Genomic DNA, 16,710 nt, shown 5'->3' on the forward strand with positions numbered 1-16,710 from the left:
TCTTATGCTATTAAGCTTAAAATTTTAAATAAATCATAAAATTGGATTGACAAGGATATCTGATATGGATTATAATTTTCAACACACAACACACAACACACAACCTGCCCAACCTATAATTTTACCTCTCTAAAGTTAAGCTCACGCCGTTTATTATTTCACTGCAGTTTATTATTTCAGCAATTTCCCAAATTTCCGAAATTCCGGCAAAATTTTTCAAAATTTCTTGGTTTAGTCTGTTTATCTCGGCCGATGGTTTTGGTATTAACCATGGTTGTATTACAGTCTATCTCTTTTACTAATTATGCATTAACCACTAAAACGACCAATATTATTTATGGCTCAGCACCTTATTTAACCTTTGATGGTGGTCGTACCCGGGTAACAAATACCGCAGCACTACTCGGGATATCGCTTTCTGATGGTAGAACATTTACTCCGACAACCAATGATTCAAGAAACCATCCTATCATTTTACCAGCTTCCGGTCAGAGTTTTAATGATATTGGTATGTTAGTACCAAGGAATACTGATTCTATTGCATTAAGTTCACTTATTGGCGCACCTTACAATTATTGGGGGGATGATGATGGCGATGGTCAGGGAGTTAATGGTGTCACCGCTACCGGTCGTTTAAAATTATCTATTGTTGATAACGACAATAATCCTGTTGCCCGTAATGAAGTACTGACTATTTGTAAAGCGCCATATAAATTAACCTTATCTAATGATGGTGGTACATTAAAAACACGTTATGGTGTGCCTAATGAAAGTCGTTTTAATTCAGGTAATGTCACTTATTATATTAAACCTAAGGAAATACAGATTTGTTATGCAGTACCTAGTACATACTATGACGCTGGGTTTCCTGGCGTTTGGCTAAAGTATAATGGTTTTATAACACAGTCATTTACGCCGTCGTCTTATGGTTTAAACTTCCCAACTACGGGTGCTAATAATTTGTTTTTTTATTTAGAGATTAGAGGCACTAATCAGGCCTTATCTTGGGCGCCGGTTTCTCATGGTGGTATTACGGCGACGATGACCTATCCAACAAGCGACAGCGTTAAAGTCACCCTAACGGGTCCTGTTGCTACAGAATCGCAATGGAGTTCAGATAATCCAGGTAGAATCAATAGAATATCTTTACCGCAGACATTTGAGTTAGTCGGTCGAGATAGCAGTGGTAATGCGGTGGTCAAATATGGATTTGTGTTAAAGCAGTGGTTTGTTAATCGTGGACCGAGCTATTATGATACCCATGCTAATACGAAATCTTGGTGTAATAAGATTGGAGGATACCGTCTTCCAAAGGTCAAGGATTTAACTAATGCGGCTTGTCGGAACAACACTGGTTGGGGGGTTTGTCGAGGAGATTATGAACATGATGTAAATGCATTAACGGCAACGCCTTCGTCATATTTTAATAACGTTTCGCGTTATATTGGTGCAGGATTTTTCACGGAATGGGGGAATATGAGCTATTACACTGGATACCCTGAAGGAGCCAACTTCGTAGGAAACCACTCTACATACGGGGAGTATTTGACGAGTGATAAGTCGAGTTCTGGCAATCATTTCTTTGCGATTAGTGGGTATAATGGTAGTTTGTATTACAAGTCATATACCTACGACAAAGCCTACGGACTCTGTGTCTATCCTTAGCTATTATTTCTTAATCCTTAGTTATTGAAACTGAGGATAAGAAAAATAATGTTAGGACATTAAACAATCATTGTCTTGCCAAGGCAATGGTGTTGACGTTTACGAAGTCGGCGATAAAAAGCGATTTTGTGGCGCGACATTCGCAAAGTGCTGACAACTGAGAGAGGTTAGCATGGCAAACAGGGATGTTTGCCAAGGCGGTGCTTTGTCAGGAACAAATCACAGCCGGTGCGTTAAGACCGAACGAAGGCGAAAGGCAGTCACGCAGTGACCACTTGCGTAGTCGCCGCGGGAGATTGTAAAGAGGGTTCGCGCCAACCCTCTTAACTCGGACGTAATCACCGTATAGAAACAACCACAAAACAACAAACGTCCGAAACTCAAACAACCAAAAAATTTTGAGGAACGGGGGTTTTAAAGCCAAAACCCATCCCATCACTAACCCTTTTTTTTAACTTAAAATAAAATGGTTAAAAATCAATATATTAAAAAATCACTTAAAAAAAGGGTTTTTAATAGTAAAATTGCGCTTTGTCTTTTTGCCAACAACATTTATAGTATATCGGGTTCTAGTTCACTGCCGTATAGGTAGTTTAGAAAAATTTATTTGGTTTAAATGTAATATCTGTACCGTTCACTGCCGTATAGGTAGTTTAGAAATAATATTGTATAAATTAAAAATCCAGTAGCTCAGGGTTAATACCTAGTGCGCTAGCTATTTTAATACGTGTTGCTTTCCTTAATTTTTGACTTTTTTCATATTGAGAATATGCAGATTGACTGATACCGATTTTATTGGCAACTTCAACTTGAGATAATTTTAGATATTCTCGCCATGCTTGAACTGGTGAATAATTATTATCAAAAACCAGATTAACAACTTCGTTGGGCACACCAGTATCAGTATTAATTTGTTTAATATTCGCTAATTCTAAATATTGTGTATAAGGCATAACCACAAACTGTGGTTGCCCTTGTTCATTATTAATAAACTGTATGTTATTAGTAAGTGCGTTCATCTCGTTTTTTCACCTCTTCGATAGAAACAATATGAATAATGCCATCAAAATTAAAAAACACTCGATAATTTCCAACTCTTAATCTACTGATATTTGTAGTTAGTCAGAGATTTTACATTAATGCAATTAGGCATGTTTGATAACTCATCAATTTTATTACGAATCAAAGCGTTGTTTTTAATTTTTCTCAATTGCTTCAATGCTTTTATTTGGTAAATAACTTTATTCATATATTCGCGGTAATTGATTTTTATATAAGTATTGTATAAGTAATATAAGATTTGTAAAGCAAAATATAAGTAATTTCATCACAAACCACTATAGGGCGATTTTATATTACTGCGAATCCATAAATAACATACTATTAACTAAAATATTAAGTTCACTACCGTGTAGGTAGATTTAAATTTTAAGTCATTACATTATGTTGACGAAAGAGATTAAAGATCATGTCAAATATGCCTTTTTGACAAGGCTATTTAAGTTCTAAAACAAATAATAGATAATGTATAAATACTTAACACGTCAAAGAAACTAGTCACGTAATGACCAGCTAGTTTCGCTGTCGATGGCGAAAACTAGTGGGGCGTGTAACCCCTTATCCAAAGAAATATCCTTTTTACTAAAATCCCCTCAGAAATTATTTAAACCTCTAAACGTTAGTAAGCTAAAACAATTTACTATGACAAAAAGTTGAGAAAAAGAGAGCATGAAATCGTTTAATATTGCTAATCATCAGCCCATCGCATATATTACATAAAATATTTACTTCTCTAAAAAGAATAGTCATGACACAAAATATCGATTTAAACGAAATAGATAAGTTTGCAAAACTTGCTTCGCAATGGTGGGATCCCAATGGTCAATGCAAACCATTACATATTATTAATCCATTACGCGTGGATTATATAAAACAACTGTCAGGTGATTTAAATGAAAAACATGTATTAGATGTTGGCTGTGGCGGTGGTATTTTGGCAGAGAGTCTAGCTAAACTAGCTGCTAATGTAACTGCAATTGATCTTGCTGAAGAATCATTAGCAGTGGCAAAATTACATGCTGAGCAAAATGGTTTAGAAATAAACTACCAGAATCAAACAGTAGAGCAGCATGCTGAACAATTCCCAGCACACTATGATGTTATTACCTGTATGGAAATGCTAGAACATGTGCCTGATCCGTTTTCAATTATTCAGGCTTGTGCAAAATTACTTAAGCCTAATGGACAACTCTATTTATCGACTATTAACCGCAATCATAAAGCAAAATTAATGTTGATTTATGGCGCGGAATATATTGCACACTTAGTGCCGAAAGGTACTCATGATTTTAATCGCTTTATTCGTCCTTCTGAATTAATGACTTGGGTTGAACAGGCTAATTTGGATGTCAAAGGGATAATTGGTATGGAGTATCATTTGATCAGTAATCAATTTCGCTTAGGTAAAAACGTTGATGTCAATTACATCTTAATGGCACAAAAAAGCGATGGCGAGTAACAGAGATTAGTTTGCGCTATACTTATCTGCTGAAATATAAATATAAAATTTTACTGGTCTTTTATATTAAAAGTGAGTAGAATACATCGGCAATATTTTATCAACAATTCAACTCAATGGTGAATATTGTCATGTCTCGTATAGTTAAAGAAGCCCTCACGTTCGATGATGTTTTATTAGTTCCAGCCCATTCAACTGTTTTACCTAACACTGCTGATATTACAACTCAACTGACGCAAACCATCAAATTAAATATTCCAATGTTATCTGCGGCAATGGATACCGTTACCGAAGCCGAACTTGCTATTGCTCTTGCTCAAGAAGGTGGCATTGGTTTTATCCATAAAAATATGTCAATTGAAGCTCAAGCTGAACATGTAAAGCGCGTTAAAAAACATGAAAGCGGAATTGTACAAGATCCCGTATCAGTATTACCAACGGCAACGATTGAACAAGTGATTGAACTAGCCAAAGAATATGGTTTCGCTGGTTTCCCAGTTATAACAGAATCGCAAGAATTGGTTGGTATTATTACTGCTCGTGATGTTCGATTTGCTACTGATTTATCACTATCTGTTACAGCGGTGATGACGCCTAAAGAACGCTTAGTCACTGTTAAAGAAGGTGAATCTCGGGAAAGTGTTTTGAAAAAAATGCATGAACACCGTGTTGAAAAAGTATTAGTTGTTGATGATCGTTTCCACTTAAAAGGCATGATAACAGTCAAAGACTACAACAAAGCCGAGCAAAAACCAAATGCTTGTAAAGATGAAAAAGGTCGTTTACGAGTGGGCGCTGCTGTTGGTGCCGGAGCAGGTAATGAAGAACGTATTGCTGCATTGGTAGAAGCTGGTGTTGATGTATTACTTATCGATTCATCACATGGTCATTCAGAAGGTGTACTTGAACGTATTCGCCAAACAAGACAAGCTTATCCAAACTTGCAAATTGTTGGTGGTAATGTGGCAACCGGTGAAGGTGCTAAAGCACTAATTGACGCAGGCGTTAGTGCAGTAAAAGTGGGTATTGGTCCAGGTTCTATTTGTACTACACGTATTGTTACTGGGGTAGGGGTACCACAAATTAGTGCGATTATGGATGCTGTTGAGGTAGCTAAACAGCATAATATTCCTGTTATTGCTGATGGCGGTATTCGTTTTTCAGGTGATATCGCTAAAGCAATTGCCGCTGGTGCATCTTGTGTTATGGTTGGTTCAATGTTTGCTGGTACGGAAGAAGCACCCGGCGAAATTGAATTATTCCAAGGTCGTGCCTATAAATCTTATCGTGGTATGGGATCATTAGGGGCAATGGCAAAAGGATCATCTGATCGTTATTTCCAATCTGACAATGCTGCTGACAAGTTAGTACCAGAAGGTATTGAAGGTCGAATTGCATATAAAGGCTTATTAAAAGAAATTATCCATCAACAAATGGGTGGTTTACGTTCATGTATGGGATTAACTGGCTGTGGAACTATCGATGAACTTCGCACTAAATCGAAGTTTTATCGCATAACTGGTGCGGGTATGAAAGAGAGTCATGTTCATGATGTTCTTATCACCAAAGAGCCACCTAACTATCGAGCTGGCTAATTAGTATGATTTAGAAGGGATTGAATACAATCCCTTTTTTTATTTGTATCATTTGCATTCTGAAAATCTTAGGCGTGTTTTTTTAAGAATTAAAACTATGTTTTAATAACCTAACTTAATAATAATATTTACAAAATTTAACAAATAAACAATTAAATACTATTGCTTAGATTTTTTTTATGACTATACTTCAAGTGTTTATTATAAACAATATCCGATGGATATTTAGCCGATAAAAATAAAATAAAATCAAAAAAATCATATAATTACTTGACAGGAACGTCAAAATGCATTATAATTTAAAACACCAAACACCAAACACCAAACCTGCCCAACCTCTCTTTTAAATTCGGTTAATTTAAATAATAATCCTATTTTTTTTCTTTTATTCATATTATGTTTTTTATTCATTAGTCAAAAAAGTCAAGCCATCACAACACATACCATAAAAACTATTATCGGTAATAAACCAAGCGTTATTAATATAGAAGCTGCTGCCAAAAAACATGGCTTTACCTTAAATGGTGTTTTTTATAGTTCAAGTTCACATAATTTAAGTGATACGGATATCAATATATTTGAGGGTTTTACACATTTAAGTGATTTTATTATTAAAAACTATACTGTGGATGATTTAGATATTTCATCTAATTACGATGATTCTGACGGTGATAGCATCCGTAATAATATGCCATTTACCGTCGAACAGACGATTTATCATTGGTTTGATAATTATGGAGTGAAAATTCCTGATATTGATAAACATAATATAATAGGTTGTGCCAATTATGCCTTGCCTTTAACATTATCAATAGAAACTTTAGTAAAAACTTATTCTGAATATGGTAACCCGAATGAAAGTGAGGCAGTAACGATAACTAAACTATATAAAATCGCACCTATAGGTGATATATGTTATCTGAAGCCAAATTCAACTAAAGTTTATCCTTTAAAACAATGGCGTGGTGGTGATGCTCAAGGGACTCTGTATCCATGGAATACAGGCCCAATAAAACCAGATCCCGAAAATGGTGGTGGTTATAATGAAGATTTTATTGTTGATAAGGGTTTCAGAGCTAAGCCAATTGTTTCAGATAAACACTTTCCAACTACAGGTTTCCCAGGTGCACAATTTCAATTAATAATGGATTATCCTCCCGATAATTATATCTATAGTGTAATAGTTAATCCTGGCAATGTAGCAACCGTAGATGAAACAGGTAATGTTCTTTTAAAAGCTAAACCACCGGAAGGTAATGGTGATATTGTTATCCGAGCAACATTGAAGTTATCTCCTAATCAACATTTTGATTATAAATTTAATCCGACATCCATTTGGATAGAACCTCAGGATGTAGGTAATCATTATTGGCAGGATGCCTTTAACCAATTTTGTGGAGGAATTAATGGATTTCCATCCCGTAAAGATTATTCAAACTCACCTATAGTGAACGCTGGCCCAAATTGGCAACGCAATGGTAAATGGAATTTTTCTACTCGGGCAATTAATCAAGGACTTTATCCTGAATGGGGATATATAACTCGTCATACTTATCCAAATTCAAAATGGGAGTGGGATGACACTGCTTATTTTACTAAAGAGCCTAATAATGAAACGCAATACTTTGTTGCTTATTTACATGATGGTGGAATATTACCTGTACCTCATCCACCTGATGATTCACACGGAAATGATGTTGCAAATATAGCTTGTTTAAAATAACATTTTGTTAAACTGAGTTATGATTTATCTACATCAACGCTTGACTGAATCCGTTTGACTTAAGTTGAGGTCTTTGACTTTTATTAGAATCGTTGGGAAATGGTAGCGCTAGGAAATTGTGAAATGTAACAGCACTTGTTAAACAATGAACTAACGCTACGCAGTAAAACAAAAGAATTCAATTATAGATGACTTTTCGGAAAGTATTTTTAATCTATAATTTGTTATTTTTTGTGATGACATAGATAGCTTATAGTTTAAAAGAACAGATTGAATCTTATCAAAATACATCTAATAACCCATATCTCAATAGAACTAGCCGCCAAACTAACCACAAAACAGCAAACGTCCGAAACTCAAACAACCAAAAAAATTTTGAGGAACGGGGTTTTTAAAGCCCAAAAATCCCCCTAAAGTTTCTCCAAAATTGGTTTTAAGCGAGTAATTAAGCGGTAATATTACATTAATCTTTACAAAAGTTAACAATTAAACCATCAAAAAAAGTTGCATGGTTTTTTGCAATCACTATACTTTTATAGCATATTTATACGAATGGATAAATTTTATGCCATTAGGCTTAAAATTTTAAATAAATCATAAAATTGGATTGACAAGGATATCTGATATGGATTATAATTTTCAACACGCAACACGCAACACGCAACCTGCCCAACCTATAATTTCACCTCTCTAAAATTAAGCTCATACCGTTTATTACTTCACTGCAGTTTTTTATTTCAGCAATTTCCGAAATTTCCAAAATTTCCGCAAAATTTTTCAAAATTTCTTAGTTTAGCCTGTTTATCCCGGCCGATGGTTTTGGTATTAACCATGGTTATATTACAGTCTATCTCTTTTGCTAATTATGCATTAACCACAACAACGACCAATATTATTTATGGCTCAGCACCTTATTTAACCTTTGATGGTGGTCGTACCCGGGTAACAAATACCGAAGCGCTACTCGGGATATCGCTTTCAGATGGAAGAACATTTACTCCGACAACCAATAATTCAAGTTCAACTAATCCTATCGAGTTACCTGTTGTTGGTCAGAGTGTTAATGATATTGGTATGTTAATACCAACGAATACTAATTCTATTGCATTAAGTTCACTTATTCGCGCACCGTATAATTATTGGGGTGATGATGATGGTGATGGAGTTAATGGTGTCACCGCTACCGGTAGTTTAAAGTTATCCATTGTCGATAAAAATGGTCGAGCTGTTGCCCGTAATAAAGTACTGACTATTTGTGACGATAAAGCGCCATATAAATTAACCTTATCTAATACTAGCGGTAGATTAACAACACGTTATGGGGTACCTAATGAAAGTCGTTTTACGGCAGGTAATGCCACTTATTATATTAATCCTAAGGCATCGCCAGTGATTTGTTTTGCAAGACCTGACCTAGGAGACAGAAACGATGGCTCTACATGGAAAGGTCTTTCTGCTGCCGTTTGGGAATCTGATAAGGGTTTTCTACCACAGTCAGTTACACCATCGTCTTATGGTTTAAACTTCCCGACTACTGGTGCTCATAATTTGTATTTTGATTTAGATATTGTTGGTAATAATCAGGCCTTATCTTGGGCGCCGGTTTCTCATGGTGGTATTAAGGCGACGATGACCAATTCAACAAGTACCAGTGTTCGAGTCACCCTAACGGGTCCTGCTGTTACAGACCCTAATCAATGGTACTCAGAAAATCCAGATAGAATCGGTAGACCATCTTTACCGCAGACATTTGAGTTAGTTGGTCGTGATAGCAGTGGTAATGCGGTGGTCAAATATGGATTTGAGTTAAAGCAGTGGTTTGTTAATCGTGGAGATGGATATAGGAACACTCATACCTATTCTAGTATGGAATCTTGGTGTAATAAGATTGGAGGATACCGTGTCCCAATGGTCAAGGATTTAACAAATGCGTGGTATACAGATTCACCACGAGTGGGGGCAACGCCTTCGTCACCTGATAATACTTACCGTCGTCACATTGGTGCAGGATTTTTCACGGAATGGGGGCGGATGTACAATTACACTGGTGCCAACTTCCAAAGAGGGTACCATTGGACGAAAGATGAGAGTAGGGATAATAATTATCTCCTTGAGGTTGATTCGTTCGACGGTAGAATTTACAAACATCATCGGAATCAAAGCAAACTATACGGACTCTGTGTCTATCCTTAACCATTATTTCTTAGTTCTTAGGTATTAAAGCTGAGGATAAAAAAAATAATGTTAGGGCAATAAAAGCGATTTTGTGGCGCGACATCCGCAAAGTGCTGACAACTGAGTGAGGTTAGTATGGCAAACAGGGATGTTTGGCAAGGAGCGTTAACAGCGAACGAAGGCGGAAGGCAGTCACATCGTGACCACTTGCGTGGTCGCCGCGGGAGATGGTAAAGAGGGTTCGCGCCAACCCTCTTAACTCGGACGTAATCACCGTATAGAAACAACCACAAAACAACAAAACGTCCGAAACTCAAAGAATAAAAAAATTGAGGAGAGGGTTTTTTGAAATCAAAATAGGGCTAAAAATAGGAGGTAAGATTTTGGTGTGTTGGTACTTTTATTATTAATGTCTTGATTTTGAAGTATAATTTTTCATCAAATTTTACAAAAATTAACAATTAAACCGCCAAAAATAGTTGCATGGTTTTTTCCAATCACTATACTTTCAAACCTTATTTTTATAAAAGGATAACTTTTATAATTTTTGGTATAAAAGTATAAATTAATCATTAGTTTAATTGACAAGGACGTCAATATGCATTATAATTTTGTAACACACAACACCTGCTCAACCTATAATTTAATCTTTCTAAAGTTAAGTTCGTATCGTTTATTACTTAACTGTAGTTTGTTTTTTAAGCAATTTGGGCGAAATTTTTCAAAATTTCTTAATTTAGCCTTTTTATCTCGGCCGATGGTTTTGGTATTAACCGTAGTTGTTTTACTTTCTATTTCTTTCGCTAATCATGCATTAACCGCTCAAACGACCAATATTATTTATGGTAATGCGCCATATTTAACCTTTGATGGTGGTCGTACCCGCGTGACAAACACCAAAGCGCTACTCGGGATATCCCTTTCTGATGGTAGAACATTTACTCCGACAACCAATAATTCGAGTTCAACTAATCCTATCGTTTTACCTGTTGCTGGTCAGAGTTTTGCTGATATCGATATGTTGGTGCCAACTGATACTAATTCTATTGCATTAAATTTACTTATCGGAGAACCTTATAATTATTGGGGTGATGATGATGGTGATGGTCAAGACCCTGATGGTATAACTGCCACAGGTAGTTTAAATTTATCTATTATTGATAGATTCAATAATCCTGTCACACGTAATACAGTGCTAACCATTTGTAATGGACCCTATAAGGTGAAATTGGCTAGTACCAACGGCACTTTATCTACCCGTTATGGCGTTCCTAAAGGTAGCGATTTTAATGCTAGTAATGCAACATATTATATTAATCCTAAGGCACCACCAGAGGTCTGTTTTGCAAAACCGAACTTGCAATATGGTAAGCTTTTTTCTAAAAACATGGATTTCCGAGGTCCTGCTACAATGTGGAATGAAAAGATGGGGTTCATTACACAGTCGAAAAATCCGTCGTCTTATGATTTGAATTTCCCTACTACAGGGGCTCATAATTTGTACTTTGATCTAGATATAGGTGGTAATTATCGAGAATTATCTTGGCAGCCAGTTTCTCATGGCGGTATTACAGCTACGATGACGGAAGCAACAAATAAAAGTGTGCGGGTTAGCCTAACGGGGCCATTTGCTAAAGATGAGCAATTGGGTTCAAGTAATCCAAGTAGTTTGGGAACTATACTTAATCCGACATTACCACAGACATTTGAGTTAGTTGGTCGAGACAGTCAAAGTGGGGAAGAAGTCGTCAAATACGGTTTCCAGTTAAAGCAGTGGTTTGTTAACCGTGGAACTGAATTTTATACTAATGAAAGTGTATCGTCTTGGTGTAGTGATATTGGATACCGTATGCCTAAGGTCAAGGATTTAACTAACGCAATTTGTCAAGGGGGAGCTGATGCAGGAGTAAATTGCAAGGGTATAGTTGGTGCGACACCTTCATCAACTGGTAATCATTATCAGCGTCATATTGGTGCTGGTCTTTTTTCGGAGTGGGGCGACATAAGGAGCTACACTGATGCTGGTTTCAATTATGGCTATTGGACTAGCGACCTTGGCGAAAGTAATGTGTATACTGAGTTTGTCGTGTACGCCTATAGTGGAAACACAACTAGAAACTACAAAACCGAAAAATTTAAAACCCATATAGGAGTTTGTGCCGCCGCTCCTTTAAAGGATGATTAATTCAATAACCAAGCGAATTATGACGTGGGTGGCTAAAGTAATGTTGTGGCGACAACCATCCGTCCCAACTGGGACGGGGTTATTTTTGAGGATTGGGATTTTTAAGATAAAAAATTTGAGGAACGGGGTTTTTAAAGCCAAAAAATCCCCCTAAAGCTTCTCCGAAATTGGTTTTAAGCGAGTAATTAAAACATAATATTACGTTAAACTTTACAAAAATTAACAATTTAACAGCCTAAATAAGTTGCATGGTTTTTTGCAATCACTATACTTTTATAGCATATTTATACGAATGGATAAATTTTATGCCATTAGGCTTAAAATTTTAAATAAATCATAAAATTGGATTGACAAGGATATCTGATATGGATTATAATTTTCAACACACAACACACAACACACAACCTGCCCAACCTATAATTTCACCTTTCTAAAGTTAAGCTCATACCGTTTATTATTTAACCGCAGTTTATTATTTCAGCAATTCCCAAAATTTCCGCAATTCCGGCAAAATTTTTCAAAATTTCTTGGTTTAGCCTTTTTATCTCGGCCGATGGTTTTGGTATTAACAGTGGTTGTTTTACAGTCTATCTCTTTTGCTAATTATGCATTAACCACAAAAACGACGAATGTTATTCAAGGTTCAGCGCCTTATTTTACCTTCGATGGCGGTCGTACTCGAGTGACGGAGACTGTCGCTCCCTTTACGTTGCATTGGATATCCCTTTCTGATGGTAGAAAATTCGACGGCAACAGTAATCATTCAGATTTCACCCCTATCGTTTTACCCGTTGCAGGTCAGAGTTTTGAGGATATTGATATGTTAGTGCCAAAGAATGCCGATTCAATTGAATTAAGTTCACTTATTGGCGAGCCTTATAATTATTGGGTTGATGATGATGGCGATGGTCAGGGGAATGATGGTATCACCGCTACCGGTAGTATAAAATTATCTATTGTTGATAGAACGGGTCAACCAGTTGCGCGTAATGAAGTGCTGGATATTTGTAAGGCGCCGTATAAATTAAAATTAAGTAACACTGACATTACATTAAAAACACGTTATGGCATACCTAATGAAAGATTTATTTATGGTTCTTTAGGCGTTACGTTCTACATTAATCCTAAGGTAGAGTCACAACAACAAATTTGTGTTGCTAAACCTAACATGAGATGGGGGGGAGCTACACTACCTGATAGTACTTGGCTTTATAAATATCATCTTGGCCCAGCTTCCATGTGGAACCCTAATATGGGTTTTCTTACTCAGTCATTTACGCCATCGTCTTATGATTTAAATTTTCCGACTACTGGTGCTAATAATTTGTCTTTTGATTTAGATATTGGTGGTATTCTTCATATACCACCTGTGAATGGTATAGAGTGGGAGGTGATTACATCTGGTGATATTAAAGCGACGATAACCACATCGTCAAAGAGCAGAACGAGTGCCACTGTCACTCTAAAAGGTCCTGCCATTACAGATAATTCGCAAAAGGATCCAAATAATCCGAGTCCTATCGATAGACCATCTTTGCCGCAGGCATTTGAGATAGTTGGTAAAATAAAAGAATATGGTAGGGAGACTGGGGTCGTGGTGAAGTATGGTTTTGTGTTAAAGCAGTGGTTCGTCAGCCGCGTGATGTACGGCAGTAATCCTAATATATCATCGTGGTGTACTAAGATTGGATATCGTATGCCTAAGGTTAAGGATTTAACTAACGCGGCCTGCAAGGGGAGGTATGCAGAAACACCTTATTACTGTGAAGGTTCTGTTGGTGCTACACCATCGTCACCCAATAATAATTACACGCGTCACATTGGTGCGGGATTCTTCTCGGAGTGGGGGAGTATGGATGGTTATCGCGGCTGGTTCACTAATAGATACTATTGGACGAGTGATATGAGTCCTAATGGTGGCTTTTTTGCGGTTGCCCCGGTCACTGGTCAGGTAACACATGTTGCTTCTGACCAGTATGGGGTTTGCGTCTATCCTTAGTGTTTTTTCTTAATTCTTAGCTCTTGAACTAAAGAGCTAGGTATAAGAAAAATACCGTTAGGGCGATAAAAAAAGATTTTGTGGTGCGACATTGGCAATGTGCTGACAACTGAGTGAGGTTAGCATGGCAAACAGGGATGTTTGGCAAGGAGCGTTAAGAGCGAACGAAGGCGGAAGGCAGTCACATCGTGACCACTTGCGTGGTCGCCGCGGGAGATTGTAAAGAGGGTTCGCGCCAACCCTCTTAACTCGGACGTAATCACCGTATAGAAATAACCGCAAAACAACAAAACGTCCGAAACTCAAACAACCAAAAAAATTTTGAGGAAAGGGGTTTTTAAAGCCAAAATCCCGTCCAAGTTTCCCCGAAATTGGTTTTAAAACTAAAATTAGCTCGCTATAAACATAAACGTTTATTTTGGCAAATAAGTTTGGTGTATTTAATTTAGCGACATTCGCAATGTGCTGACAACTGAGTGAGGTTAGCATGGCAAACAGGGATGTTTGCCAAGGCGGTGCTTTGTCAGGAACAAATCACAGCCGGTGCGTTAAGACCGAACGAAGACGGAAGGCAGTCATAGCGTGACCACTTGCGTAGTCGCCGCGGGAGATTGTAAAGAGGGTTGGCGCCAACCCTCTTAACTCGGACGTAATCACCGTATAGAAATAACCGCAAAACCGAAAACGTCCGAAACTCAAAGAATAAAAAAATTTGAGGAACGGGGTTTTTAAAGCCTAAAAATCCCGCCCAAGTTTCTTCGAAATTGGTTTTAAAGAAGTAATTAAGACGTAATATTACATTCACCTTTACAAAAGTTAACAATAAAACCATCAAAAAAAGTTGCATGGTTTTTTCCAATCACTATAATTTTTGTACTATATTTATATAAATGGATAAATTTTGCGCCAATAGGTGCAAAATTGTAAATTAATCATTAATTTAATTGACAGGAATGTCGAATATGTATTATAATTTTAAACACCAAACACCAAACACCAAACCTGCCCAACCTATAATTTAACGTTAGTAAAGTTAAGCTCGCATCGTTTATTATTTAACCGCAGTTTATTTTTCCAACAAATTCAGCAAAATTTTTCAAAATTTCTTGGTTTCGCCTGTTTATCTCGGCCGATGGTTTTCATATTAACCGTGGTTGTTTTACAGTCTATCTCTTTTACTAATTATGCATTAACCACTAAAACGACCAATATCATTTATGGTTCAGCACCTTATTTAACCTTTGATGGTGGTCGTACCCGGGTAACAAATACCGAAGCACTACTCGGGATATCGCTTTCAGATGGAAGAAGATTTACTCCCACAACCAATAATTCAAGTTTAGCCAATCCTATCGAGTTACCTGTTATTGGTCAGAGTTTTGCGGATATTGGTATGTTAGTACCAACGGATACTAATTCTATTGCATTAAGTTCACTTATTGGCACACCTTATAATTATTGGGGTGATGATGATGGCGATGGTGAGGGAGTTAATGGTGTCACCGCTACCGGTAGTTTAAAATTAACTATTGTTGATAACGACAATAATTCTGTTGCCCGTAATGAAGTGCCGACTATTTGTAAAGCGCCATATAAATTAACCTTATCTAATGATGAAGGTACATTAAAAACACGTTATGGGGTACCTAATGAAAGTCGTTTTACGGAAGGTAATGCCACTTATTATATTAATCCTAAGGCAGCGCCGGTGATTTGTTTTGCTAAACCTAGCTTGCACAACGTTTCACATAACACTCCTGGTCCTGTTAATATATGGAACCTTGATAAGGGTTTTCTAATACAGTCAGTTACGCCGTCGTCTTATGGTTCAAACTTCCCGACTACTGGAGCTAATAAGTTATATTTTGATTTAATTATTGGGGGTAGTAATGCTCAGGCCTTATCTTGGGCGCCGGTTTCTCATGGTGGTATTACGGCGACGATGACCTATTCAGCAAGTAACGAAGTTCGAGTCACCCTAACAGGTCCTGCCGTTACAGACCCTAATCAATGGGAATCAGAAAATCCAGATAGAATCGACAGACTATCTTTACCTCAGGTATTTGAGTTAGTCGGTCGTGATAGTAGGGGTAATGCGGTGGTCAAATATGGATTTGAGTTAAAGCAGTGGTTTGCTAATCGTGGTGATTATACAAGTAACCTTTCTAGTCTATCATCTTGGTGTAATAAGATTGGAGGATACCGTGTCCCAAATGTCAAGGATTTAACTAATTCGTTTTGTCGGGGAAATAATACAGAAGACGCTTGTAACGATCTAGTAGAGGCAACGCCTTCGTCACCTGATGTGTTTTTCAGTCGTTACATTGGTGCCGGATTTTTCACGGAATGGGGGAGTATGCTCTATTACCTTGATACTAACTTCTACTTTGTTAGCTATTGGGCGAGTGATAAGACGAATAACAACCAATATTCTTTTTATGTTCACTCGGATTGGGGTACTATGTATTCCTACCCTACCATAGCAGTAGAGAATACCAAACTCTTCGGAGTCTGTGTCTATCCTTAGCTATTATTTCTTAGTTCTTAGGTATTGAAGCTGAGGATAAGAAAAATAACGTTAGGACATCAAACAATCATTGACTTGCCAAGGCAATGGTGTTGACGTTGACGAAGTCGGGGATAAAAAGTGATTTTGTGGTGCGACATTGGCAATGTGCTGACAACTGAGAGAGGTTAGCATGGCAAACAGGGATGTTTGCCAAGGCTGTGCTTTGTCAGGAACAAATCACAGCCGGTGCGTTAAAAGCGAACGAAGGCGGAAGGCAGTCACATCGTGACCACTTGCGTGGTCGCCGCGGGAGATTGTAAAGAGGGTTGGCGGCAACCCTC

At 37.3% G+C, this 16,710-nt stretch carries 10 protein-coding genes and 1 pseudogene; 8 read left to right on the forward strand and 3 right to left on the reverse strand.

Annotated elements, in window-relative coordinates:
- The first annotated feature begins 252 nt into the window (after positions 1-252).
- Positions 253-1,665: a hypothetical protein gene (locus H3T83_RS11170; RefSeq protein ID WP_198215796.1), complete on the forward strand. Its 1,413-nt coding sequence runs from the start codon at positions 253-255 to the stop codon at positions 1,663-1,665.
- 674 nt (positions 1,666-2,339) lie between these two features.
- Here the strand turns inward: H3T83_RS11170 and H3T83_RS11175 are convergent.
- The gene (locus H3T83_RS11175; RefSeq protein ID WP_034903619.1) at positions 2,340-2,684 is read right to left on the reverse strand and encodes a helix-turn-helix domain-containing protein; all 345 of its coding nucleotides are present in this window, start codon (positions 2,682-2,684) and stop codon (positions 2,340-2,342) included.
- Positions 2,668-2,914: pseudogene (locus tag H3T83_RS11610) on the reverse strand (type II toxin-antitoxin system RelE/ParE family toxin). Before H3T83_RS11610 ends, H3T83_RS11175 begins: the two are co-directional and overlap by 17 nt.
- A 531-nt stretch (positions 2,915-3,445) precedes the next feature.
- Between H3T83_RS11610 and ubiG the strand changes: the two are divergent.
- From ubiG to H3T83_RS11210, 7 genes are all read left to right on the forward strand, one after another.
- Positions 3,446-4,183 (forward strand): bifunctional 2-polyprenyl-6-hydroxyphenol methylase/3-demethylubiquinol 3-O-methyltransferase UbiG, encoded by a 738-nt coding sequence (ubiG, locus tag H3T83_RS11180; RefSeq protein ID WP_306242129.1) that lies wholly within the window; start codon positions 3,446-3,448, stop codon positions 4,181-4,183.
- A gap of 131 nt (positions 4,184-4,314) precedes the next feature.
- Complete coding sequence (guaB, locus tag H3T83_RS11185; protein WP_110453544.1) at positions 4,315-5,778, forward strand: IMP dehydrogenase; 1,464 nt, start codon at positions 4,315-4,317, stop codon at positions 5,776-5,778.
- A gap of 625 nt (positions 5,779-6,403) precedes the next feature.
- Positions 6,404-7,501: a hypothetical protein gene (locus H3T83_RS11190; RefSeq protein ID WP_110453543.1), complete on the forward strand. Its 1,098-nt coding sequence runs from the start codon at positions 6,404-6,406 to the stop codon at positions 7,499-7,501.
- Positions 7,502-8,314: 813 nt separating this feature from the next.
- Positions 8,315-9,694: a hypothetical protein gene (locus tag H3T83_RS11195; RefSeq protein WP_146207932.1), complete on the forward strand. Its 1,380-nt coding sequence runs from the start codon at positions 8,315-8,317 to the stop codon at positions 9,692-9,694.
- 739 nt (positions 9,695-10,433) lie between these two features.
- Positions 10,434-11,861, forward strand: coding sequence for a hypothetical protein (locus H3T83_RS11200; protein ID WP_146207931.1), 1,428 nt, complete (start codon positions 10,434-10,436; stop codon positions 11,859-11,861).
- Positions 11,862-12,414: 553 nt separating this feature from the next.
- Positions 12,415-13,860 carry a hypothetical protein gene (locus H3T83_RS11205; RefSeq protein WP_110453540.1) on the forward strand — a complete coding sequence of 482 codons (1,446 nt, stop codon included), beginning with the start codon at positions 12,415-12,417 and terminating at the stop codon, positions 13,858-13,860.
- A gap of 1,132 nt (positions 13,861-14,992) precedes the next feature.
- Positions 14,993-16,387, forward strand: a complete 1,395-nt coding sequence (locus H3T83_RS11210; RefSeq protein ID WP_110453539.1) for a hypothetical protein — start codon at positions 14,993-14,995, stop codon at positions 16,385-16,387.
- 51 nt (positions 16,388-16,438) lie between these two features.
- Here the strand turns inward: H3T83_RS11210 and H3T83_RS11470 are convergent, their stop codons facing one another.
- Positions 16,439-16,561: a hypothetical protein gene (locus H3T83_RS11470; RefSeq protein WP_255518741.1), complete on the reverse strand. Its 123-nt coding sequence runs from the start codon at positions 16,559-16,561 to the stop codon at positions 16,439-16,441.
- Positions 16,562-16,710 lie beyond the last annotated feature (149 nt).

The organism is Gilliamella sp. M0320, assembly GCF_016101635.1.
GTDB lineage: Bacteria > Pseudomonadota > Gammaproteobacteria > Enterobacterales > Orbaceae > Gilliamella > Gilliamella apis.

Excerpts from the sequence above, each read along its gene's own strand:
- H3T83_RS11170 (WP_198215796.1), top strand. The coding sequence starts at position 253 with ATGGTTTTGGTATTAACCATGGTTGTATTACAGTCTATCTCTTTTACT.
- H3T83_RS11175 (WP_034903619.1), bottom strand. The coding sequence starts at position 2,684 with ATGAACGCACTTACTAATAACATACAGTTTATTAATAATGAACAAGGG.
- guaB (WP_110453544.1), top strand. The coding sequence starts at position 4,315 with ATGTCTCGTATAGTTAAAGAAGCCCTCACGTTCGATGATGTTTTATTA.
- H3T83_RS11195 (WP_146207932.1), top strand. The coding sequence starts at position 8,315 with ATGGTTTTGGTATTAACCATGGTTATATTACAGTCTATCTCTTTTGCT.
- H3T83_RS11200 (WP_146207931.1), top strand. The coding sequence starts at position 10,434 with ATGGTTTTGGTATTAACCGTAGTTGTTTTACTTTCTATTTCTTTCGCT.
- H3T83_RS11205 (WP_110453540.1), top strand. The coding sequence starts at position 12,415 with ATGGTTTTGGTATTAACAGTGGTTGTTTTACAGTCTATCTCTTTTGCT.
- H3T83_RS11210 (WP_110453539.1), top strand. The coding sequence starts at position 14,993 with ATGGTTTTCATATTAACCGTGGTTGTTTTACAGTCTATCTCTTTTACT.
- H3T83_RS11470 (WP_255518741.1), bottom strand. The coding sequence starts at position 16,561 with ATGCTAACCTCTCTCAGTTGTCAGCACATTGCCAATGTCGCACCACAA.